Source organism: Flagellimonas lutimaris, from assembly GCF_003581615.1.
GTDB lineage: Bacteria > Bacteroidota > Bacteroidia > Flavobacteriales > Flavobacteriaceae > Flagellimonas > Flagellimonas lutimaris.
The window spans coordinates 163,616-187,609 of sequence record NZ_QXFH01000064.1; the positions used below are offsets into that span (position 1 = coordinate 163,616).

Consider the following 23,994-nt stretch of genomic DNA (forward strand, 5'->3'; position numbering starts at 1 on the left):
ATGCCCCTTCTCCGAGAAAAGGGTATTCACCTCTACCTGAAAAGGGAAGACACCATTCACCCATTTATTTCGGGAAACAAGTACCGAAAGCTTAAATACAATCTGCTCGAAGCTAAAAAACAAGGCAAAGAAACTTTGCTCACCTTTGGTGGGGCCTTTTCCAATCATATTGCGGCTGCGGCCTATGCGGGTCATGAACAAGGTATAAAAACCATTGGTGTGATTCGGGGTGAAGAGCTGGCGGACAAATGGCAAAGCAATCCAACCCTGAAACTTGCCCATAAACACGGTATGCAGTTCCATTTTGTGACCCGAAGTGCGTATCGACTCAAAAATGACACTTCGTTTATTGAGGATTTGAAGGAAAAGTTCGGAGATTTTTATCTATTGCCCGAAGGTGGAACCAACGATTTGGCGGTAAAAGGCTGTACGGAAATATTGACCGATGCGGATGCACCGTTTGATTACATCTGCAGCGCAGTGGGAACGGGCGGAACCTTGGCCGGACTCATCAATGCTGCCCAGCCTCATCAGACCGTTTTGGGTTTCCCAGCATTGAAGGGCGATTTTTTAAGCGAGGAGATTTGTACCTTTGTCCATAACGACCGTTGGCGGCTCATAACCGATTATCATTTTGGAGGTTACGCCAAAGTGGACCAACAGCTCGTATCTTTTATCAACCTCTTTAAGCAAAAAACAGGTGTCCCTTTGGATCCCATATACACGGGTAAGATGCTTTTTGGTATTTTTGACCTGATAAAACAAGATGTTTTTGAACCAGGAACCCAAATCTTGGCGATACATACAGGAGGATTGCAAGGCATAAAAGGCATGAACCTTGTACTGAAAAAGAAGAATTTACCGTTATTGGACGTATGATCAGGCGAATAGGATATGTATTGATAGCGGCACTTTTGCTCTCTAGCTGTGGTGCCAAAAAAAGAAGGACGACCCATCGGAAGGGTGCTCCCGTAGTTCGTAATTCGGAAAACACCGACCGCAAGGGCGACACCAAAACGGATAGCGGTCTTTATTCTATGCCGGAAGACACCGGACGTTTTGAGCGCTTCCCCATTTCGGATACCCGGGATTATATCGAGACCTTTGCCGAGATTGCCCAGTACGAAATGCGCGCCTATGGCATTCCCGCCAGTATTACTTTGGCGCAAGGTATTTTGGAAAGTGGCTCCGGTCGCGGGGAATTAACGCTCAAGACCAACAACCATTTCGGTATCAAATGCCATACGGGATGGCAGGGTGAGTTCGATTTTCATGATGATGACGCCAAGGGCGAATGTTTCCGTAAGTACAACCACCCGATGTATTCGTTCCGGGACCACAGTCTTTTCCTGTCCACTCGCTCACGCTATGCGTTTTTGTTCAACTACAAGCGGGACGATTATAAAAAATGGGCGCATGGACTTCGGCAGGCCGGCTATGCCACCGATCGTAAGTATCCGCAAAAGTTGATCGCGCTTATTGAGCGGTACGATTTGCATAAGTACGATGAAGCAGTGGTCGAAACTGGCCTCTCCACCGTGCGCGAACCCAAACAATACGAGGTGTTTACCCATGAGGTGCGAAAAGGGGATACGCTGTACGGCATTTCCAAGCGCTACGATATTTCGGTGGGCGAGCTTCGCCGTCTCAACAATCTCAACGATAACATTATTTCCATCGGGCAGGTGCTCAATATCCGAAGGGCGCAGTAGTTTTTAATGTCATTCTGAGCAGAGCGAAGAATCTCTTTTTTATAGGTTGGATTTTTGGTTTATAATCAATTGTACTTAACACTTCAAGCTTTGAAGCTTACTTGTCATGCTGAGCGGAGCGAAGCATCTCTATTTTATGGGTTGGATTTTTAGATGGTTGGAATTCTCGATTGTTAGATTCTAGGTAATTCAAATTTTAAGGTTACCGAAGCGCGATACGGAACCCACAGAGCGCAGAATGGATTCCTGCTTTCGCAGGAATGACAGATAAGCATTCACTGAAAACCATTTCCCAAAACGAATGATCCTCATTACCTTTGCGGGGAGTACGTCAACCTGAACTTGTTTCAGGTTCTCAAAAGGTTTAAGACCGATTAGGATGAGATGCTGAACTAAATTCAGCATAATGGCATGAATAAAAACATACTATGATCTATCAACGAAGCAGCGCCTTGTTCGCAGAGGCCAAAAAATATATCCCCGGAGGCGTAAATTCCCCTGTACGAGCATTTAAAGCGGTAGGGGGCGACCCTATTTTTATCAAGGAGGCCAAAGGTTCCTACCTGTACGATGAAGACGGTAACCAATTGATTGACTTTATTGCTTCGTGGGGGCCGCTTATTTTGGGGCATGCGTACCAACCGGTGATTGATGCCGTAATCGAGAAGGCCAAAAAAGGAACTTCCTTTGGAACGCCCACCGAAATTGAGACCGAAATCGCCAAACTGGCGGTGTCCATGGTGCCGAACATTGATAAAATCCGTTTTGTGAACAGCGGTACCGAAGCCTGTATGAGTGCAGTGCGCCTCGCGCGCGGGTACACGGGCAAGGAGAAGATCATTAAATTTGCGGGTTGTTATCACGGCCACTCCGACTCTTTTTTGATACAAGCGGGGAGTGGAGCCGTTACTTTTGGCAGCCCCAACAGCCCTGGGGTAACGCAGGGCACGGCCAAGGATACGCTATTGGCCGATTACAACGATTTGGAGGGCGTAAAAGCCTTGGTGGAAGCCAACAAAGGCAAAATTGCGGCCATTATTTTGGAACCCGTAGCAGGGAACATGGGCTGTATTATCCCTAAGGAAGAATTTATACAAGGATTGCGCGAACTTTGCACCCAAGAGGGTATTTTGTTGTTGTTTGACGAGGTAATGACAGGCTTTCGCCTGGGCAAAGGAGGCGCTCAGGAAGCCTTGGGCATTGATGCCGATATTGTGATGTTCGGAAAAGTAATTGGTGGCGGACTGCCCGTAGGTGCGTTTGCGGCCAGATCCGAAATTATGGCGCATTTGGCACCCGAAGGACCCGTGTACCAAGCAGGTACCTTGAGCGGAAACCCTTTGGCCATGAGTGCCGGACTGGCCATGCTGACGGCCTTAAACAACCAACCTGAAATTTTTACCAGCTTGGCGGAAAAAACGGAGTATCTCCACAAGGGCATTGCCATGGTACTGACCAAAAAGGGAGTGACCCACCAGATTAACCGTTATGGCAGTATGATCTCCGTGCACTTTACGGACGAGCCCGTGGTGGATTTTGCCAGCTCGGCGAAAGGCAATAACGATACCTTTAAGAAATACTTCCATGGGATGTTGGAAAACGGGGTGTATTTACCGCCTTCTGCTTTTGAAAGCTACTTTTTAAACGATGCCCTCAGCTATGCCGATTTGGATAGGACGATTGAGGCGGTAGCGAAGGTGTTTTAATCTGTCATTTCGAAGAAGCTAAGCGACTGAGAAATCTATTCTTCGAAAAAGAATATCTTTAAAAATGCTTTCACCCTATTACGTTTATATTGTCACAAATGAAAAGAAGACGGTGCTTTATATTGGCGTGATCAACAACATCCAAAACAGGCTTTCCCAACATTGTTTCGATAGTCAAAATGCTAAAAAGTCCTTTGCAGGGAAGTATAACGGTTATAATCTATTGTATTATGAGCAATTTGATGTTGTGGAATTAGCCATTGCAAGAGAAAAGGAGTTGAAAAAAGGGCGTGTCAGAAATTGAAATAATTGCAAAATCCCACGATTGTTCAGGCATCCCTTCTATAAGTCTTTTTCTAAAATCATCATAGGTTAATTCTATTTTCAAATTTGTTGTATATCCATCTTGTAATACTGTTTCTAGCTTGATTTTATCTGCTCCTATATTTGCATAAACATGATTGTTTGTAATAAGATGCTTTCTACAAATAAATCCTGTTCCTGAACTAATTGATTTTCCTACTTTCAGGTGTTTTATTTTTACTATTGATGAGTGAACATCTTTCCAAACCTCAGTTACATCTATCATTTTAATATTCGATGGCTTTTATTTAAAATGTAAGCGCTATTAAGGTTAGCTCAATCATCTAAGGATAAAGCATAAGTCTTATCCTCCCAAATTAGGATATATAGTCCGATTTTCTACACTTCTTTATAAAACATAAATACTTTCTGTAAGGCATGGGGGAGGGGCTACCAAGCAAATTACCAATTACCAAACAAATTTGGTTGCGGAAAAACCTTAAAAAAACTAGGGGTTTTCCTTAAACACGAACTGGGAACTGGGAACTGGGAACTGGGAACTGGGAACTGGGAACTGGGAACTGGGAACTGGGAAGTGGGAAGTACGTGGTCAATGGATGATTAGGGGTGAAGGGTAGAGGTGAAGGGTGAAAGGTAAATGTGAAAGGATAGGGAGTTAGTGTTGGTCTTCTTCTTCCAGAAATGACATTACCTCCGAAGGGGTGTCAATTTGCATGGCCTTGTCCCCATGTACCAAGATCGGTTGGGTGACTACCTTGGGGTTGTTTTCCAGTACCTTGAGCCAATCTTCGTCGCTTTGGAGGTTGTGGGTTTTTCCGTATTCGTTTATAAAATCGGGGTGCTCGGTGTTGATCAATGCCTTAATAGGCTTGCCCAAACGTTTGGCGAGTTCGGTCCATTGGGTGCCGGTTACCTTGGTTTTGGACAGATCTACATCCAATACTTTTTTATCGGAAGATTGTAAATAGGCCAAGGTCTGCATGCCTTTATTGGTCTCGGCGTTGTAGTATAGGTTTATTTCTCGGTTGTTTGTAGCTATTACTCCCATGTCATCCTTCATTTTAACTTGTAATGGGTTCACAACTTAAGCTTTTTGGGTATTGGGGTTTAACGCTATCCAATTTTTTTGTATCGTAAAAGCCGATAAAAAAGCGGAACATCTGCCACGCTTTTCAACTAAACTAACTCAATTAAAGGCTAGGAGATAAAAAAGATTGCCTTGACAATTTCCCGTTATGCATCTGACCACTAAATTATGTAATTTAAAACAATTCTAAATAATATTTTTTGGCTATATTTGTGTCGGCACGCTACAATGCTAATTGCCATAAGTACAAAGTGTTTAAACAAAGTAGATTTTTATTCGGAGAGAGCCGTCCCTTTGGGACGGTTTCTTTTTTTAGGCTTTAAGTAGGTCTGCCAGATACAAATACAACATCCCCGATAGTATGGCGAGGCCAAAACTTAAGAGTGTGCCAATAAGGACATATTCGGTCAGCTTTCGGTTTTTGCCCTTGTTGAGGTCCCCAAACCGGAATACGGATTTTGCCGCAATCAAAAGTCCAATGGCAGCCCATTGTTGTATTAAAATAAACCCGAATACAAACAAGCGTTCCAACATGCCAATGTAAGTGCCGGCATTTTTAAGGGAACCGCCCTCGCCGGGTTCGTCGCTCTTGGCGACTTCATCAATATAAGGGGCCAACAACATCCGCATAATGATGCCGCACACGTAGGTAACGAATGCCAAAAATGTAATCAGCAGTAAGGTGCTTTCAGAAAAAACCGCTGAGAAATCCAACGCAAACGGGGATATCCAATACAAAACACCAAATAGTACCAGCAGGTGAAGCACTTGGTCCACTACAAAGAGCCACCGATAGTTTTTGGGATTTGTAAGGGTCAGTTTGCCCAAATCGATACCGTAATGCGTCACCACAATAACCGCAATGGCACCCAGATGCTGAAACTGCAATAGGAGCAAAAGCGCCAGTGCATGCACTCCAATATGAAAGTAGAGGTATTTGGACCGGCCTTTCTTTTGTAGTTTATCGGCTACCCAATGTGCCGGTTGAAGCACAAAGTCTCCTACAAAGTGGGCGAGTATCAGTTTTAGGGCCAAGAGCATCATAATTGGGCGAGTTGTGTTCTGTAAAATTGGATCATTTTTTGGACTTCGTCAAATCCTGCCCTGATCAATGCCTCGCTAATCGTACTTTGTGACTTGCCCAACAGGCTTGCCAGTTCCTTTTGGTTGGCTTCGGGATGCTCCATGGTGGTTTTTACCACCGTAGCGGTGGCCGGCAACCAATTGTCCATGCTCAAAGCAGCCAATTGTAGCATGGTGTTCAGGGTTTCATCAAAAAGGGAAGAGCTTGACTTTAGGGCCAAGGTCTGTTTTTTTAGTTGGTCAAAACATTCCCCTGAATGTACAAAAGCTTCGCCATTGGATTCCGTAATTTTTGCCGCGGTATGGTTTTTTTTCCCCAGGCCTATGGCAATCCGTACATCCAATTGTCGTATTTGTTTGATGCTGGCCTTGATGAAGATAGCGGCTTCCAGGGCTTGCTCGGGAGCAGTTTGCAACTGAAAGCTATCGCCCCGATAGATCTCCCAGTCGGAAGGTTCGGAGCCATAATGGTCCAATGCCTGTTTTAGAACGGGCAACCATATATCGGCTTTATGATCTTTGGAGTTTTTGATGTCTCCGGTAAGTACGGCAATCATTATATATTTTATCGTTTAATTAAGCGATTAATACAAATATCGTTAAAAAAGACGATAAACCAAAATATCGTTTAAAAAAGCGATAAAAAAAGAAGCCGCGACCATGGCAGGCGCGGCATCTTAAAATCAACAAAAAACACTATCCTCTTCTCCCTCTCTTCTGCATTTTCTTTTTGCCTTGCATGGCTTTTCTGCTTTTCTGCATTGTTTTCCAAGTCTCGTACTGTTTTTCATCCAGTACTTTTTTCATTTTTTCCTGCGTTGCAATTTGACGGTCCAAACGGGCGTTTTGCATTGCAAATCGTTCCTCGGAAGTCGGCCTTTTCCATTCGCCGCTTTCCTTAAGCGCTTTAATATTATCCCATTTTGCTTTTCTAAATTGGGCGTTTTCCAAATTAATTACATAAACCTTATCCTGCTGTGCCTGGGTCAGATCCAATACCAAGGTCATGTGTTTTGTTCGCAAGGTGGCCATCTCTTCTGCAGTCATGTCCATTTGAGGACCTTGGCGCATTCCTGGGCCATTATTTTTCTGAGCGACCATGCCGATACTCATCAGCATAACCAATACTACTGCTAATCGTTTCATATCTCTAAATTTTAATGATTTATACCTTGGACAAGTAGTTGGTCCAAAGGTTTAACCATCGCAACATAGTTTATGAAGCTTTTAACAGTAAAAGTGTGTTTTAGGGAAATTACTTGCGTTCTTCTTCCAAATCTTCTGTGGTATCATCAGTGTAATCGTCGGCATCTTTGAATTGTGTTTCGACGTAAGTTTCTGATTTGATCTGATCTTGGAACTCATCGTGTTGGTCCACTACATAGTAAAGTGCGGAGGCTGCCACGAAACAGGAAAAGTAAATAAAGCTCTTAGTCTTGTAGGTCATGATGTTGAGATTTGGGATTACTAATATAATTAAACCTAACGGAAATTTCAGCGATATGTTGTGAAATGACTTTGTTTAGATGTGAAGGGTAAAAAAAACAAGGTGTAACCGATAAACGTATCGATTACACCTTTGCAATTTGTACTTTATTTAAAAAGGCGCCTATTTCGCGGGCTCCAAGATAAGGTCGATACGCTCCAAGGCGTCTTGTAAATGGTAACGACTCATGGTGTCGGATATCCTGGCAAGACCACTTCTAATATCTCTCTTTAAGTTGTTGAGCTCAGCTCGTGCCACCGAACGAATATCGGATTGACTTGTGTTGATTGGCGTGGATTTTCTATACCCTCCGAAGTCAGGTAATTTACGCTGACTATCCGCCGTCATTAAATATTCCAAACGGTCGATGTGCGCTTTTTGAAGGTTTCTTCTATAAGTGTCAATGGTTCTGCCACTTCTTGTTTCGGACCAGATTCCTCTACGAAGATCACGCATCATTTCTACCAAACCATAGGCTTCATCACCGTTCAAGGTTTCGTTTTCTATAATCCGTGCCAATTTGCCCAGTTGCAACATGGTGTTCAAATAGCGTTCTTGGGTAGCGCGAATACGCTCTACCGATCCGGAATATTCAATTTTATTGAAAATGTTTTGGTCTATCAACCATTCAGGGGTTTCGAACAATTGTTCCTGCATAAAGTTCATGGCATCTTTTTGGTGCTCCTTGCTCACATGGGTATATACAGCCCCTTCTTGGTCTGCAGTTTTGTGATATTCGTAAACACCTCCAATGTTGTTGGATACGTGTCCCATATACCTACGGAATTGCGCAACTACATGTCCGTACATGGTTTCTAAATCGTCATAATTCTCACCATCCTCAGTGGTCCATTCCATTAATTTGGGAACAATACGTTTTAGGTTTTCAATACCGTACAAGCTAGCTTTTATGGCATCATCCCCTAAATCTTCGGTTTGTGAACTTGGGTCGTGGATGTCGCCCACTTGTTGGTGACCAAAGCGGTACATTGGATCTCCGGCGTGTTCCAAAATCCAACTGTTTAGGATTGGTTTTTCTTCTTTGGCCGCTTTATCCAAAATGGGTTTGTATCCCCATTTAATGGCATACTTATCATAAATACCAATGTTTGGCATCAATGCTACACCTTCGTCTCCTGGTTGTGCCACATAGTTGAAGCGGGCATAATCCATAATGGATGGTGCGGTACCATATTTTTTAGTAAAACTAGCAGAGCGCAAGGAATCCACAGGGTAGGCAACACTACTTCCCATATTGTGCGGAAGTCCCAAGGTGTGGCCAACTTCGTGGGATGATACAAAACGTATCAAACGGCCCATGACTTTTTCTTCAAATTCTGTTTTTTGCGCAGCAGGATTAATAGCTGCAGTTTGTACAAAATACCAACCGCGTAGCAAACTCATTACATTGTGGTACCAGTTAATATCGGATTCCAAGATTTCACCACTCCGTGGATCGCTCACGTGAGGTCCGTTGGCATTTGGAATAGGAGAGGCCAAATAACGCACCACAGAATACCTAACATCTTCTGGGGACCATTCTGGGTCTTCTTCGGGTGAAGGAGGGTCTTTGGCAATAATTGCATTTTTGAAACCTGCAGCTTCAAAAGCTACTTGCCAATCTTCAATACCTTGTTTTATAAAGGGCACCCATTCTTTTGGCGTGGCACGATCTACATAATAAACAATTTGTTTTTTTGGCTCCACCAATTCACCGGCCTTATATTTTTCTATATCCTCATCTTTAACTTCGAGTCTCCAACGATCAAGGTAAGTGACTGTTTTGCTTTCTTGGGCCTCAAGTCCGTAATCTACTTGACCTCTGGCGAACCAACCCACACGTTCATCAAAATAACGACGTTTCATAGGTTCTTTGGGCAACAAGATCATAGAATTATTTATTTCCAACGAAATGGACCCCAAGCTGGAATTGCTTGGCGGGTCGCTGGACAAATATGTTTTTACATGACGCGCCTCAATGTTCAGCGGATAACTTTTAATGGACTCGATATAACTTCGGTCGCCATCCATACGGGTAACCTTGTATCTTTTTCTGAAACGATCTGGAAATCCAAGAGCTTTTACATCTTTAGTGAACAATGGATCTATTTCTATTACCGTTGCCGGGTTTAAGGAATCTTTTTTATTGATGGCCTTAATGTCAAAAGAAAAGAGTACAGGTTCAAAGTTGGAGTTCACCACAGCTTCGTGAACAGGCAATGAATCTGCCGCTACATTTTCATAAGAAGCCACACGCACCAATACTTTTTTGTTGTTTTTCTCCCAACGCAGTACTTGCGTATTGATTTTTCCTCCACCAAAACCAATTCCGGTGGCAGTTTTGGAAATTCTGCTCACCATGAGCATTTCACGGTTGAACAAGGAATCAGGAATTTCGTAATAGCGTTTATCATCAACGGTGTGTACGCTAAAAAGTCCTTCGTCCGTTTTTGCATCTTTGGTGATTACCTTATCGTAAGGTTTAATGTCACCAGGTTTGGACTTGTCTTCCTTTTTTTGTTCGGTTTCTTTTTTCTTCTTTTTGAAAAGTTGGGCTTCCGCAGTTTGGAAAGCACCCAATAAAATAACAACTAAGACTAGTCGAGGTAGTAAATTTTTGATCATTATAAGTCAGTTTGAATAACTAAAGCATCCAAAGAACCTAAAAATCGAGAGAATTAACTGTTAAATAAATATTAACAGTCATTTTTTTAACGGAATGCCCCAACCTTTGGGAGTCCTGCGTTTTACTGATGGTTTGGCGTGTATCGCCCCGTATAGCTGGGCTCAGAGAGTATTCAATTTTCGTAAAAAAATCCTAAAGACTGTAACGTTTTGGTTTTTGAATAGTCTTATAAGCATAACATCAATCATAAAATTCAATCAAAAAATGAACAAGTTATTATTAATTTATGGAAGTGTATTATTAAGTAGTACCGCCATAGCAAACGATCAACAAAATGCCAAGGTGGTCGAGGTTCAGTCCGAGACACCGGGTAGTTTAGAAAACAGTTTAACCACATTAAATATTAGTGCAGAGTTAAACAATTCAACTTCGGAGATGAACGATTATGCATCGTATGAGTTGAATTTGAACGAAGTAGCCTATATAGAGGAAGAGCCGGAATTAGATTTAGGTTTTGATACCTCCGATTACCTTCCCGAGGGTTTTAATCCTTACGAAAGCTATTTTGATTTGAATTCCATCATATATCTCGAAAACAAAGTTGAACTAGCATTAGGTTTTGATACCCAAACGTATTTACCTGAGGACTTTAATTCCTATACCGATGTTGTGGATGTACATTCTATCAACTACATGGAAGAAGAGGATATGGATCTAGGTTTTGATACCAAGGATTATCTGCCAGAAGGTTTTTCTCCTTATGAAGTGTATGTGGATTTAAAGGCTATTCCTTATGTGAAAAGTGAAGTTGAACTTGAATTGGGAATCAATAGTAAGTATTTATTGCCTGAAGGTTTTGATCCTTACACTGATGTAATCGCAATTACTTCCGTTAACTACATGGAAGATGAAGAAATAGAATTGGGTTTTGATACTTCTAAGTATCTCCCAGAAAACTTTGATCCTTATTCTGGATCAATACAGTAAAATGTTTTCATTTTACAACTTATTTGAGTTAGCTATAAAAACCCCTCCAACGAGGGGTTTTTGTTTGTTAATAAAAACCTATAATTGGCTGGTTAACAAAAAAATAACATTGGTTTTTACAGGGAGCTATTTTTTGTAAAATGCTTTTTAATGTGCGGATTATTCAATGATTTGTGTGATTAACTGAAATTACTTTACTGTTTTTAATCGAATGCCTTGAATCCGTGCGATTTCTTTTTCTCTCCATTACGTTAACAAAAAACTAATTACAATAATTTATCCTAAAAAGGGTTATAACTTTGTACCTAACAAAGAGTTACGCCCAACTTGCTTAAAAGCGAGTAGCGTTAGTTAAGTTAGTTTCTTACATTTTTTTGAGTTAGTTAGTTTGTAAAAATGCCCCTCCGCCCGGAGGGGCATTTTTAGTTTTAGAACAGTAATGGAACCACAAACTGAAACACTAAAATGAGCAATACCACAGCGATAAGATTTAGTATTACTCCAACACGGGCCATTTGTGGAATCTTCACATAGCCGCTTGCAAATACAATAGCATTGGGTGGTGTAGCCATTGGGAGCATAAAAGCACAGCTACTTGCGATGGTTACGGGAATCAATAAGTGAAGCATTGGAATATCCAGACCTATGGCAATACCGGCAACTACCGGCGCTAAAACAGCTACAAGTGCTACGTTGCTCATCAACTCCGTCATAAATAACATTAGGAAAATCAATAATGCCGCAGTGAACAAAATACTTATCTCGCTTTGGGCAATTCCGTTGGCAACCATATCCACAATACCACTTGTGGACATTCCCTGGGCCAAAGCAAGCCCTCCGCCGAAAAGGATTAAAATACCCCAGGCCAGTTTAGAGGTATCCTTCCAGGTGATAATAAAGTCTGCGTTTTTAATGTTGTACGGGATACCAAAAAGGGCAACGGCAGCAAAAATACTGATCATGGTATCCGTTATTCCCAAATTGGGGAAAATATTATTAATAAGAGTCCTAAAAATCCATAGAAATACGGTGACGGCAAAAATGACAAGGACCATTTTTTCTTTACCTGATGTAGGACCCAACTTTTCCAGTTCGGAATGTATAACATCTTTTGAGGCGGTAAATTTTAGATCACGGTTGGGGAACATCCATTTTACCAAGACCAAATAACAAATCCCAACCATGATAATAGAGAACGGTAAACCAATGGTCATCCATTTTAGAAAAGAAATTTCGGTGTTGTATTCGTTTTCCAGTAATCCTATTAAAACAGAGTTTGGGGGTGTCCCGATAACAGTTGCTATTCCTCCTGCGTTTGCCGAAAAAGCAATGCCCAGCATTACACTCAGTGCAAAATTTTGGTCACTTTTAGTAAAGCCGTCTTCATCATCAATTAATAGATTGATAACAGAAATAGCTATGGGTAGCATAACCACTGTACTGGCCGTATTACTGATCCACATGCTCAAGGTGGCGGTGGCAATCATAAAGCCCAAGATCACCTTGTTGGGTGTGGTTCCGGTAAGTTTTATAATATTCAAGGCAATCCTTCGGTGTAGGTTTACCTTTTCCAAAGCAAGGGCCATCACAAATCCGCCAAAGAAGAGAAATACAATCGGGCTCCCATAATTTGCACCTACTTCTGCAATAGGGAGTATTTTAAGAATGGGTAGGAGCAACAATGGTAACAATGCTGTTACGGAAATGGAAACTGCTTCGGTAATCCACCAAATCAGCATCCATGCCGCTACTGAAATTACGGGGTCACCTTTTTCCGACAAAAGTTCAAAAGGCAACAGATTCAATACAATAAATACTAAGGGCCCTAAGACAAGCCCAATTTTTTTGCTTAGCTCCATTAGGGTTCTAAGCTATGCTTTTTTGTTAAAACATAAAAATATAGAAGCCCCATGATGGGGCTTCCAAAAATGTAAAATTATAAAGTGGAGGTTCTTTATTTTAAAGAAAAGCTAATTCTTCCAAAAAGAAACCTGCCTCCAATTCCAAATTGTTGTGCTCTTCTGGACCAGTCAAAACGGCCGCCACTCCTGTTATTTCCACCATCAGCCAGAGTCTCAGCTGCTCTATCGGGATAAATGTCAAATAAGTTGTTAGCCCCAACAGTGAAGGTAAGAGCAGGTGTAACTTTATATCCAATGGACAAATCAGTAACCAATTGCGTGCCGAATACTTGTTGTCTATCGACATTGGTAGTAGCTTCTGTAACTTCTCCAAAATATACATTTCTTAAAAAGACGATTAACTTGTCTGAAGTTAAGCTATTGGATAAGTTGATTTTAGTTCTAGGAACAGCCTCTTCCAAGTAAACCCTGCTATCTTCCGGAAAATAAGTATCTACCAATCCTGCATTTTCCAAAACTTCTGAAGCATTAATATCGCCCACTTGTTTTGTTTTGGAAAAAGTACCTGCCAAATCGGATTTTAACCTCCAATTGGCCCCAAGCTGCGCCTTATGAGTAATCACCACATCCAATCCTTTGGACTCGGTGTCGATTGCATTAGCAAAGAAAGATGCGGCGGTAGCATTGGCTTGCGCTAACAAATTGTCAAGCTCTGTGCCATTTCCAGGCCCTTGAAATTGCCCTGTATAAACCACCCGGTCATTGATTTTAACAAAATAGCCATCTACCGTAAAAGTTAGGTTGGCATCAGGAATTTTAGCTGTTAATCCTAAACTGACACTACTGGATGTTTCTTCCTTAAGTTGTGGTATGCCCAGAAGTTGTGCGGCCCTACTATCATTTGCAAAAGTGCCAACCTCTTGTGGATTTCCGTTCTGGTCAAAAATTGTTGACGTAGAATTAAAATTAATTTGATGCAACGAAGGAGCTCGGAATCCAGTGTTTGCCGCAGCGCGAATATTTATATTATCTGAAATTTTGTAGCGGGTCGCCAATTTAAAATTGATGGTGGATCCAAAATCGCTATAATCCTCGAACCTAGTTGCAAAACTTGCCAAAAATCTTTCTGAGAAATCTGCTTCCATATCAAAATATCCTGCAATACTGCTTCTTCCTCTTGAAAGTTCATTGCCTGGGCTAAAACCTGGAAAAACCTGAGATCCACCTGGTCTTGCATTTCCAAAGAAATCCCTGGAAGGTTCTTGTGAAGCAAGTGTTATTACCTGGCCATCTGCCGTGTATTGGGCGTAGGACGCCTCTTCCCCTGCTACTATGGTGTAATTTTCTACTCTATATTCCGCTCCAAAAGCCACATTTAAACCAGCCATTACGTCATCAAAAAACTGATTGACATCCAAGTTGGAGGTGTTTTGGCTAAAAGAAAAGCCCCCTGCATCAAAAACAGTTGGAGAGGAGCTTTGTAAAGAAGCGTTAAAGGTATTTCCAATGGTGTACAAGAAAGAGTTTTCCCCGTATGTATTGCTAAAGTCTACGTTCCAATCGCCCACCATGCCTTTAATGCCAGCAGAAAAAGAATGATCTTTTATCGCAGAATTGATTTCAGGTAAAAATCCATTTATATAAGCCGGGGTGAATGTCCTGCTTTGATTTGGGAGTCTGTAGAATCCTGCAGAATTACCGGTTCTTGAGCTAATACCTGCAAAAGAGTATAATTCAGTGCCCTTATCATCTAAGGGTAAAGAGAAGTTGGTAAAAAACCTGCCACCTCGCAGGGCAGATTGACCCACGCGCATATTAAAATCGCTTCTTTCCAGTCCTCTCGCTGCTAATTCCGCATCGGTATTATCTGCAGACAAAATGGGTTGAAGTTCTTCTTTGGTTGCTGCTCCGTTCAAATTAATATTGGCCTGATTTGCATACTGAATTACGTCTGCAACATCGTCGTCCAATAAATTGGCTAGATTATAACCATCTTGATTGGCAAAACGTTCAACAGTATTGTAAAGATTAAAAATACTGCCTTCCCATTCTTTCATACGATTATAATCTTGACGAACGTCAAAATCACCTGAAAATGTGACATATCCGCCATTTTTGCCAAGGGGTAAACCATAACTAGCAGCAAAGTTTGTGGTTTCACCATCTATACCGCCTGTTTGCCCATTTGCATTTTTGGAGAAATTAGCACCGCTGGTTACGGTAGCCGTCAATTCATTTACAGTGGTATTTAAAACAATATTGATGACCCCTGCAATGGCATCGGAACCATATTGCGCTGCTGCTCCATCTCTAAGCACCTCGATACGTTTTATTGCTGCTGCAGGAATTGCATTTAAATCTGTGCCTACACTGCCTCGCCCAAATGTACCGTTTACATTAATTAACGAAGAAGTGTGCCTGCGTTTCCCATTGATCAACACTAATACTTGGTCTGGCCCAAGCCCCCTTAAAGAAGCAGGGTCTATGTGGTCTGTACCATCAGAAATGGTTTGTGTGTTGGACGTGAAGGATGGCGCTACATAATTTAAATCTGATTTAAATTTACCTGTGGAGCAACATTATTTAGTTCTTTTATATCAATGACATCTACGGGAACAGTGCTTTCTGTTGCTGTTCTATTTGGATTTCTAGAACCGACGACCACTACATTTTCCAGTTCGAGCCCTGCTTGTAATGTTACGTCCAACGTGCTCCCTGTTACAGTTGCTTCTTGGGTGTTAAAGCCAACGTACGAAAACACTAAAATGTCTCCTGGACTTGCTTCAATCGAGTAGTTGCCATCAAAATCGGTGATGGCTCCTGTTTGAGTTCCCTTTACTTGGACCGAAGCTCCTGGTAAGGGTGCATTTTGGTCGTCATAAACGGTTCCGGTTACCTCTTGTGCACGGCTAACAAACGATACCAACAGCACAAAAAGGAATGCTAATTTCATTCTTTTCATTTAAATAGGTTTTAGTAAGATTATTGGGGTATGCTGCTGGAAATCTCCTTCGGATTATGAAGAAAACTGTGGAAAGATAGAACTTTTTTTAAAACTAAAAACCCTTGCATTTAAATTCAAATGCAAGGGTTTAGGTATGGTTAGGACAAAATTACCTAATTTATCCAGTATACTTTACAAGTAAGGCATCCTCTGTTTTTTCCACTTTTATAAGTCCGTGCTTACTTAGACTCTTGGTACTTTTGTCCCATTTTTTATTGCTTAAACCTGATTTTGTTTTTAGGTCCGCCAATGGCATTTCACCTTGTGGTTTAAGAATGGCCATAATGATTTTTTCCTCTTCTGTAAGCTCCACTTGTTTTTTCTCTGGACGCATTTGCGGAAAGAACAATACTTCTTGGATGGAGGAATTGTTGGTCATTAACATCACCAAGCGGTCGATTCCGATTCCGATTCCCGACGTAGGTGGCATACCGTATTCCAAAGCACGTAAGAAATCTTGGTCGATAAACATCGCTTCATCATCTCCTTTTTCGGAAAGCTTGAGCTGATCTTCAAAACGCTCACGCTGGTCAATAGGGTCATTTAGCTCGGAGTAGGCATTGGCCAATTCCTTACCGTTCACCATCAACTCAAAACGCTCGGTAAGTCTTGGGTTGGTTCTGTGTTCTTTGGTCAACGGACTCATCTCCTTTGGATAATCAATAATGAAGGTAGGCTGGATGTAGTGATGCTCACATTTTTCACCAAAAATCTCATCGATCAATTTGCCGACTCCCATGGTCTCATCCACTTCAATATCCAATTTCTTGGCCACATCGCGAAGTTCGTCTTCATCCATTTTCGCCACATCGTAACCTGTATGAATTTTAATAGCGTCCAAAATAGGAACCCTAGGGTACGGCGCTTTAAATTCGATTTCGTGGCCACCCACTTTTACTTTGGAACTTCCTGTGGCATCAATGGCCACTTTTTCCAATAGTTTTTCGGTGGTATCCATCATCCAGTTGTAATCCTTGTAGGCTACATAAAGTTCCATTACGGTAAACTCTGGATTGTGGGTGCGGTCCATTCCTTCGTTCCGGAAATCTTTGGAAAATTCATAGACACCGTCAAATCCGCCAACAATCAATCTTTTTAAATAAAGTTCGTTGGCAATGCGCAGGTACAACGGAATGTTCAATGCATTGTGGTGCGTTAAGAACGGGCGTGCCGCTGCTCCTCCTGGAATAGGTTGCAAAATAGGGGTCTCAACCTCCAAATATCCTTTTTGATTATAAAACTCACGGATACTGTTGGTGATTTTTGTTCTTTTGATGAAAGTGTCCTTTACCTGCGGGTTCACTACCAAATCCACATACCGCTGACGGTACCGCAGCTCTGGGTCGTTGAAGGCATCGTACACTTTTCCCTCGTCATCTACCTTGGGTAGCGGCAATGGTTTTAAACTTTTGCTCAAAAGCGAAAAATTCTTAACCATCACGGTTTTTTCACCCACTTGGGTGGTGAAAAGTTCTCCTTCAATACCGATGATGTCCCCGATGTCCAACAACTTTTTGTACACATCGTTGTACAAGGTTTTATCATCGTCCGGGCAAATTTCATCACGGTTAAAGTAGACTTGGATACGGCCTTCGCTATCCTGTAGTTCCGCAAAGGAAGCTTTTCCTTGAATTCTTCGTGACATCAATCTACCGGAAATCACAACCTTTTTTCCTTCTTCAAAATCATTCTTGATGCTCTTGGAAGTGGCATCAACAGGATACAATGCTGCGGGATATGGGTTGATGCCCATTTCCCTGAGTTTGGTCAATTTTTCCCTTCGAACGATCTCTTGTTCCGATAGTTGCATAATCTGTAAAAATTTAAAGCGCAAAATTACACTTTTGCGCTTTAAATCCTTAGCGTTGGCCAAACTTAATATGCATAATTGGGCACATAGTCCTTTTTAAATACAATTTGGGCGATGTCTTGCTCCAAAGTTTCCAGGGGACTTTCAACAATTCGGTTCACTTCTTTTCCATCTTTAAAGAAGATGATGGTTGGTACTTTAATAATGTTCAAACCCTTTTCTTCTCCAGTGGGACTGGTTTTGTAACGTCCTTTTCGGTAATCCAGGGCAACGATTTCCAGTTGCTCCATGGGGAAATCTGCCGTTTCCAATATTTTAATGAGTTTAGGGCTTTCCCGTTTGCTGTCGCCACACCATGTGCCCAAAAACAGCTTTATGTCGTATTCCATCAATTTTTCTTTGAATAGCGCAACCATGGTGTCGTCCGGATGGTAGTTGTTGTACCTGTTTTGGAACCAATTGCTGTAGGGTTGTGATTGTAAGCCTTCCAGATTAATTTGGCCCACTAAGAATTGAAGTCCGTTTTCGGTAGTAATTTCCTTGTTGAATTCTTGTGCCGAAACACCAACAATGCATAGCATAAGCCATGCAGTTAAAACTTGTTTCATAATTTCTTTGATTTATGGTTTGATGGCCAAATTCACTAAAATCAAAGGCTGAACAGACTTTTATACGTTGGAAATCGGGACTAGTCCGGGGGTTGAAATTTATTTTTTGAAGCGAACTGCCATCTCTTCGCGCGAAGAAATATCCAGTTTTTTATAGAGATTGTTGATGTGTGTTTTTATGGTGCTTACGCTCACAAAAAGTTCCAAAGCAATCTCCTTATTGGTCTTGTTTTCTAAAATCAAATTGACAATTTTTTGTTCCTGCGGGGTGAGTTTTTGAAGCAGATTCTTGGTGTTGTTCTTCCTCTTTTTGCCCAAGAAAAATAGAATATTGCCCAATAGCGAAACGGCCAAAAGAGCGATTATCGTCCGGTTCCATTTAGATGATTTTGGCTTGTTAAAACTGGCCAATTCTTTGTCTGTAGTGATTTCAGCTTGGTACTGTTGGGCGAATTCCGCATCAGGGTAGGTGTTGCCTAGTCTTTCAGATAAGTTTTCGTAATAATCGTTTTTGGTGAGGTCTTCCAAATAAAACTTAAAGGTTTCGTTTCTTTTGTCGGACAAAAAATCATAGATGTAAAGTTCTGCAAGTGGTTCATTGGTTTCCTTTCCAAAATTGTGCATGGTGGTAAACCATTTATCCAGATTCAATTTTTTGTTGGCCTCACTAGGGTAGTCCGCAAAATCGTAGGACATATGCTCTTTTAAACCTTCAATTTCCAAAAGCAGGCCTGATTTTGGATTGGTAGAATTAATAGTGCAAAGCGATTGGTCTTCAAAAGAGGTGGGAAACACCAGTGTATCTTTGTTGTTAGCGATAAAGAGTACATTTTTACTGTTGTTGCACTGACCCAAAAAGTGATTGGCACCAGTATTGTCCGAACAGCCATCCAAATGGATGCGATAGATGCGATTTTGGTTGTTTAGATTATTTCCTTCAAAAGAAAAGTGTCCCAAGGAATCTACTTCCGATTTCTGAACAATTTGGTTAAGGTACACTCGAGACGATTTTCGGTAATCCTCTACCAATGATAAATAAATGGCGTTGCCAGCATTTTCTTGAGAAACTTCCCCAGAAAAGCGGTATTGCCCAAAGAGGGCAGATGAGTTAATTAAAAGTAAGATAAGGACGAAAAATCGCATTTTTTGGTCGATTTTGGTTAAAAATAATGGTTTTCTGTAACAAAACACGCATTTTAACTACCTATAAGTGTCATCAATCAAATCTTATAATCATGAGTTTCTGGAGAGTGTTATTAGCCATTCTATTTCCTCCATTGTCCGTAATCGGTAAGGGATGTGGCTCTATTCTAATTGTATTTTTACTTACCCTTTGTGGTTGGGTGCCCGGTGTAATTGCCGCTTTGGTAATTTTGAACAACCCGAATTAAGTTGTTTAAAAATAAAAACAGGTGTTACCCAAATGTTGTGTGCCCAAAATGCACCCTTGTCGTTTTAGATATTGGTCGATTATGGTACTTTTGACTACAGTACACATTAACCATTAAGAAAACACCATGAAAAAAATCCAATATGCCCTTATAGTTGCTATCATCTTTGTGGCGGCCTCATGCAATTTCACTGAAGAAATCCATTTAAAGGAGGATGGTTCTGGTAAATTGTCCATCAACTTTGATGGTTCCGAGATGATGGATATGGCGGGTGACGAATTGACCAAGACCAACGAGGAACCGATTGATTCCATCATATCTTTCAAAGATTTTTTAGAGGAGAAAAAAGATAGTATTGCTCAATTGCCAAAGGAAGAACAAGAGAAGCTAAAAAAATTGGAACCTTTTAATATGCGCATGGTGATGGACCCTGAGAAAAAGGTGATGATGTTCGATTTGTTCAGTGAATTTAAAAATGTAAACGAAGTAAACGATGCTTTCAGTGCTTTTCAAGATGCAAGTGCATTGGGACCGAATGCCAATCCACAGCAGGGCCAGATAAAGCCTTCGGAACAGGCTACAGAAGTAAATTATTCATTCAAGAAGAATACATTTACTCGAAAGGCCAAAATAATGGACCAAGAGCTGTTTCAGCAGCAATTGGATAGTTTGGAAGGAGCAGAAATGTTCCTTTCGGGCTCTACTTACACTTTAAAATATCATTTCCCTAAAAAAATAAAATCCACCACAGCAGAAGAGGCGACTTTTAGCCAAGATGGCAAAACCTTGATTTACGAAGTCAACTTCTTGGATTTGATGAAAAACCCATCTGTACTCGATTTAGAGGTGGAATTGGAGAAATAGTTTCTCTTTAAGGAGCTTTGTATCTTTGTGGCATGAACAAGAAAGTTGCCCTTCAGGATTTAGGATTTAAGGATTACAAGGAAACTTGGGATTACCAAGAAGCCCTCTTTAAAAACATTGTGGACACCAAAGTACGCAACCGGCGTGAAGATGCGGGCCTTGAAACTCCCAACCATTTTTTGTTCGTGGAACACCCTCATGTGTATACGTTGGGCAAGAGTGGCGACATCAATAATTTGTTGGTGGATGAAAAAAAACTAGCAGAAAAAGGTGCTACGTTTTATAAAATCAACCGCGGCGGCGATATTACCTACCATGGGCCAGGACAAGTAGTGGGCTACCCCATTTTGGATTTGGACAATTTCTTTACAGACATACACAAATATCTTCGTTTTTTGGAAGAAATGGTAATTCTCACCCTGGCGGAATATGACCTCAAGGGACAACGTTCCGAAGGGGAAACTGGTGTTTGGTTGGATGTGGGCACTCCTTTTGCTCGAAAAATTTGCGCCATGGGTGTACGAGCCAGCCGTTGGGTGACCATGCATGGCTTTGCCTTAAATGTAAACACTGATTTGGGTTATTTTGATATGATGATTCCCTGTGGCATCAAGGATAAAGCAGTTACCTCCCTAAATGTGGAGCTGGGCCAAAAGGAAGTGAATATAGAAGAGGTAAAAGAAAAGCTTCTGAAACATTTTACGGTTCTTTTTGAGGCGGAGATAATCAAGGAAAGAGTTGACGTATAGCTTATTTTCCTCTGGTCAAGTCAAAACCACGACACATCAATTACGGGTGGAATTTTAACCAGAAAAAAACTAACTTCACTTATCGGTCGATATAATTCATTTAAAAACGAATCATATCTTTAACGTTGTGTGTCATACCATCAACCACAAAGTTGACTAATATATATGTCGAAATTAGTAGAGCATAGAGAGAAGCAAAACTTAACTCAAGAAGAACTTTCAAAGAAGTCAGGAATCTCTGTAAGAACTATTCAGCGAGTAGAATCTGGAATAGACCCCAAAGGTTTTACTTTGAAGGCGTTGGCTAAAGCACTGAATATAGATGAAACAAATCTGATTAAACAAAAACCTCTCATAACTGAATCTGGCCAAAAATGGGTAAAAATAATTAACTTATCGTCTTTAGTTGTTGTATTCATTCCAGTTCTGAATTTTGCTTTTCCCCTAATAATTGCTTTAAGCAAAAAGCAATTAAATGCTCTAACAAAACAGATAATTACAATACAAATTCTCTGGACACTAATATGGCTAACAATATTCCTTATAGGAAATGTCATCAATTTAGGTGAACTGGGTAGAGATATTGGTATCGCATTTATGGTAATTCTAGTGCTTGCAAACGCTTTTATTATCCTTAGAAACAGTGCTGAATTAAACAAAAATACCCAACTTTTCTTTAGCCTTAATTTTAGCATTATTTAGCTTAATCCCGCTGTTGGCATGCCATTGGCGGCCTCGTGACAGGTTATTGGCGTGGTCTTTTTTTTCACCTTTTTTGTTAATTATTGACTTTCGCATTTTAATCTTGGAAAAAAAAATAATGATGAAAATAAGAGTATATTTTTTAAGCCTGTTTATTGTTTTATTACACGTCCTCAATAGTTTCGGTCAGACTAGTCAAAAACAAATCCAAAAAAAAATGGATAGTCTTTTTACTTCTTGGAATGTATCTAATCATCCAGGTGGTTCTGTATTGGTTTCAAAGGACGGGAAAACTATTTTTTCAAAATCCTATGGTTTAGCTAATGTAGAATACAACATTCCAAACACAAACAACACTCTTTTTAATATTGGCTCGATATCAAAGCAATTCACAGCTATGGGTATTGTGTTATTAGAAGAAAAAAACAAACTCTCTTTTGATGATAATATTAGAAAATACATTCCTGAATTGCCCAATTTTGGTGAAACCATTACCATTCGTCATTTATTGCACCATACAAGCGGATTGAGAGATTTACATGGTTTATTGGGATTAGCTGGCTGGAGAAGCGGAGATCTAGAAACAAATGATGATGTTTATAGAATTATTAAAAATCAAAAAGAACTTAACTTTAAACCTAACGAAGAATTTTTATACAGCAATACTGGATATATTCTTTTAGCTAAAATTATTGAGAATATTAGCCAATTAAAATTTGACCAATGGATGAAGCAAAATGTCTTTAAACCAATAGGAATGAAAGACACATATGTAGAAACTTCTATAAATAAAATTGTTCCAAATAATGCTACATCATACTATTTGCGAAAAGAATTTGAAAGAGCTTTGGAATATTGGGGTTACTTTGGTTCTGGAAATATACACTCTACAATAGAAGATTTAAATATTTGGCTACAAAATTTTAGTACGCCTCAAAATAATTGGGAGACAGCGTTTAAAAAGTTGCTATTCACGACACCACTAAATAATGGTTTTGAAACCAATTATGGTTTTGGGATTCGTATTGAAGAATACTCTGGAAGGAAGGTATTACAACATGGAGGATCTGTTGGTGGTTTTAGAGCGTTAGTAAGAACTTTTCCTGAAGAACAACTCAATATTGTAATTCTAAGTAATTATTCAAGAAGTAATATTGGATCTAAAACAAACAAGATTTCTGATGTTTTATTAAATAAAAAGAATAATTCATTAACAAAAACCGCAACAACATCTGCCCAATTACCAGCTAAATTTATTAATTTATCAAAGAAAAAACTTGAGGAGTTTGAAGGTATTTACTGGAGTAATTCTGAGAAATCTGGACGCAAGGTTTATATAAAAAATGATACTTTACAATACTCAAGTTCAGCAGGAAACGAATGGCATTTATTACCAATAAGCAAACATGCGTTTATAATGAATCACCCATCTATAAAACCAATCGTAAAATTTGATAGTATTACACATCAAATGATTATTAAAACTGATAATAATTTACCCGGAATCTTCACCTTTCTTCAAAGTAATCTAGATATAAAAACAAATGATTTCAATACGCTTATTGGAAATTATTACAGTCCAGAACTAAAAACTATGTATTCAATTTCTATTGATAACAAATCTAATATTTACCTCGAACATGCAAGGCATGGAATAATAAAACTAGAACAGTTATATAATAATATTTTTTCTGGTAATTGGCCTGTAGGAACTGTTGAAATAAAAAGAAATGAAAAAGGAAAAGTTATGGGTTTAAGAATGTCAAATGGTCGTACTCGAAATGTATGGTTTGAAAAAGCCATTTAATTTAAAGAGAATCAAACTTAAGACGTATATAAAAAATAGCAGTTAAGAGCTAAATCTAAAGTTAGTTCTTTTCTGCTATCCTTGTTTTAAAATAGAAAGTAGCACATATAAGTACGCTACTTTTCATATACTAGACCGATGTGCAATATCCCTAACTATTAACAGAAATACGAATGCGTAAGTGCT

General features: G+C 40.2%; 21 protein-coding genes and 1 pseudogene. 10 read left to right on the forward strand and 12 right to left on the reverse strand.

Features of this window, described 5'->3' with window-relative positions:
• The 4 genes from D2V08_RS03020 to D2V08_RS03040 all read left to right on the forward strand — a co-directional run bounded on the left by D2V08_RS03020 (position 1) and on the right by D2V08_RS03040 (position 3,722).
• Positions 1-879, forward strand: coding sequence for a 1-aminocyclopropane-1-carboxylate deaminase/D-cysteine desulfhydrase (locus D2V08_RS03020; protein WP_182835475.1), 879 nt, complete (start codon positions 1-3; stop codon positions 877-879).
• On the forward strand, positions 876-1,712 hold the full coding sequence (locus tag D2V08_RS03025; protein WP_119606632.1) for a glucosaminidase domain-containing protein: 837 nt from the start codon (positions 876-878) through the stop codon (positions 1,710-1,712). Before D2V08_RS03020 ends, D2V08_RS03025 begins: the two co-directional genes overlap by 4 nt.
• A gap of 428 nt (positions 1,713-2,140) precedes the next feature.
• Positions 2,141-3,418: a glutamate-1-semialdehyde 2,1-aminomutase gene (gene hemL / locus D2V08_RS03035; RefSeq protein WP_119606634.1), complete on the forward strand. Its 1,278-nt coding sequence runs from the start codon at positions 2,141-2,143 to the stop codon at positions 3,416-3,418.
• Between the two features lie 64 nt (positions 3,419-3,482).
• Positions 3,483-3,722, forward strand: coding sequence for a GIY-YIG nuclease family protein (locus tag D2V08_RS03040; protein WP_119606635.1), 240 nt, complete (start codon positions 3,483-3,485; stop codon positions 3,720-3,722).
• Here D2V08_RS03040 and D2V08_RS17190 read toward each other — a convergent pair.
• The 7 genes from D2V08_RS17190 to D2V08_RS03070 all read right to left on the reverse strand — a co-directional run bounded on the left by D2V08_RS17190 (position 3,672) and on the right by D2V08_RS03070 (position 10,023).
• Positions 3,672-4,007, reverse strand: a complete 336-nt coding sequence (locus D2V08_RS17190) for a hypothetical protein (RefSeq protein WP_147374055.1) — start codon at positions 4,005-4,007, stop codon at positions 3,672-3,674. The two genes, D2V08_RS03040 and D2V08_RS17190, sit on opposite strands and share 51 nt — an antisense overlap.
• Before the next feature lie 390 nt (positions 4,008-4,397).
• The gene (locus D2V08_RS03045; protein WP_245980475.1) at positions 4,398-4,823 is read right to left on the reverse strand and encodes an arsenate reductase family protein; all 426 of its coding nucleotides are present in this window, start codon (positions 4,821-4,823) and stop codon (positions 4,398-4,400) included.
• Positions 4,824-5,141: 318 nt separating this feature from the next.
• A complete protein-coding gene (locus tag D2V08_RS03050) occupies positions 5,142-5,873 on the reverse strand; it encodes a DUF3307 domain-containing protein (protein WP_119606636.1) in 732 nt (243 codons plus the stop codon).
• Complete coding sequence (locus D2V08_RS03055; RefSeq protein ID WP_119606637.1) at positions 5,870-6,469, reverse strand: transcriptional regulator; 600 nt, start codon at positions 6,467-6,469, stop codon at positions 5,870-5,872. The genes D2V08_RS03050 and D2V08_RS03055 overlap by 4 nt, the downstream gene beginning before the upstream one ends.
• Positions 6,470-6,608: 139 nt before the next feature.
• Positions 6,609-7,058: a DUF4890 domain-containing protein gene (locus D2V08_RS03060; RefSeq protein ID WP_119606638.1), complete on the reverse strand. Its 450-nt coding sequence runs from the start codon at positions 7,056-7,058 to the stop codon at positions 6,609-6,611.
• Between the two features lie 109 nt (positions 7,059-7,167).
• Positions 7,168-7,359 carry a hypothetical protein gene (locus D2V08_RS03065; protein WP_119606639.1) on the reverse strand — a complete coding sequence of 64 codons (192 nt, stop codon included), beginning with the start codon at positions 7,357-7,359 and terminating at the stop codon, positions 7,168-7,170.
• 162 nt (positions 7,360-7,521) lie between these two features.
• Positions 7,522-10,023 carry a zinc-dependent metalloprotease gene (locus tag D2V08_RS03070; RefSeq protein ID WP_119606640.1) on the reverse strand — a complete coding sequence of 834 codons (2,502 nt, stop codon included), beginning with the start codon at positions 10,021-10,023 and terminating at the stop codon, positions 7,522-7,524.
• 265 nt (positions 10,024-10,288) lie between these two features.
• Between D2V08_RS03070 and D2V08_RS03075 the strand changes: the two genes are divergently transcribed.
• The gene (locus D2V08_RS03075) at positions 10,289-11,011 is read left to right on the forward strand and encodes a hypothetical protein (protein WP_147374056.1); all 723 of its coding nucleotides are present in this window, start codon (positions 10,289-10,291) and stop codon (positions 11,009-11,011) included.
• A gap of 428 nt (positions 11,012-11,439) precedes the next feature.
• Here the strand turns inward: D2V08_RS03075 and D2V08_RS03080 are convergent, their stop codons facing one another.
• The 5 genes and pseudogenes from D2V08_RS03080 to D2V08_RS03100 form a co-directional block, all read right to left on the reverse strand.
• Positions 11,440-12,870, reverse strand: coding sequence for an SLC13 family permease (locus D2V08_RS03080; protein ID WP_119606642.1), 1,431 nt, complete (start codon positions 12,868-12,870; stop codon positions 11,440-11,442).
• A gap of 95 nt (positions 12,871-12,965) precedes the next feature.
• Positions 12,966-15,835: pseudogene (locus D2V08_RS03085) on the reverse strand (TonB-dependent receptor).
• Between the two features lie 160 nt (positions 15,836-15,995).
• A complete protein-coding gene (gene lysS, locus D2V08_RS03090) occupies positions 15,996-17,687 on the reverse strand; it encodes a lysine--tRNA ligase (protein WP_119606663.1) in 1,692 nt (563 codons plus the stop codon).
• A 65-nt stretch (positions 17,688-17,752) separates the two neighbouring features.
• On the reverse strand, positions 17,753-18,295 hold the full coding sequence (locus tag D2V08_RS03095) for a thioredoxin family protein (protein ID WP_119606643.1): 543 nt from the start codon (positions 18,293-18,295) through the stop codon (positions 17,753-17,755).
• A gap of 99 nt (positions 18,296-18,394) precedes the next feature.
• On the reverse strand, positions 18,395-19,438 hold the full coding sequence (locus D2V08_RS03100) for a response regulator transcription factor (RefSeq protein ID WP_147374057.1): 1,044 nt from the start codon (positions 19,436-19,438) through the stop codon (positions 18,395-18,397).
• A gap of 92 nt (positions 19,439-19,530) precedes the next feature.
• Between D2V08_RS03100 and D2V08_RS03105 the strand changes: the two genes are divergently transcribed.
• The 5 genes from D2V08_RS03105 (at position 19,531) to D2V08_RS03125 (ending at position 23,808) form a co-directional block, all read left to right on the forward strand.
• Complete coding sequence (locus D2V08_RS03105; protein WP_090291467.1) at positions 19,531-19,686, forward strand: YqaE/Pmp3 family membrane protein; 156 nt, start codon at positions 19,531-19,533, stop codon at positions 19,684-19,686.
• Between the two features lie 126 nt (positions 19,687-19,812).
• A complete protein-coding gene (locus D2V08_RS03110) occupies positions 19,813-20,550 on the forward strand; it encodes a hypothetical protein (protein ID WP_119606645.1) in 738 nt (245 codons plus the stop codon).
• Between the two features lie 32 nt (positions 20,551-20,582).
• The gene (lipB, locus tag D2V08_RS03115; protein WP_119606646.1) at positions 20,583-21,299 is read left to right on the forward strand and encodes a lipoyl(octanoyl) transferase LipB; all 717 of its coding nucleotides are present in this window, start codon (positions 20,583-20,585) and stop codon (positions 21,297-21,299) included.
• A gap of 165 nt (positions 21,300-21,464) precedes the next feature.
• The gene (locus D2V08_RS03120; protein WP_119606647.1) at positions 21,465-22,001 is read left to right on the forward strand and encodes a helix-turn-helix domain-containing protein; all 537 of its coding nucleotides are present in this window, start codon (positions 21,465-21,467) and stop codon (positions 21,999-22,001) included.
• Positions 22,002-22,104: 103 nt separating this feature from the next.
• Entirely contained in the window at positions 22,105-23,808 is a 1,704-nt protein-coding gene (locus tag D2V08_RS03125) for a serine hydrolase domain-containing protein (protein WP_147374058.1), read from the forward strand.
• Positions 23,809-23,994 lie beyond the last annotated feature (186 nt).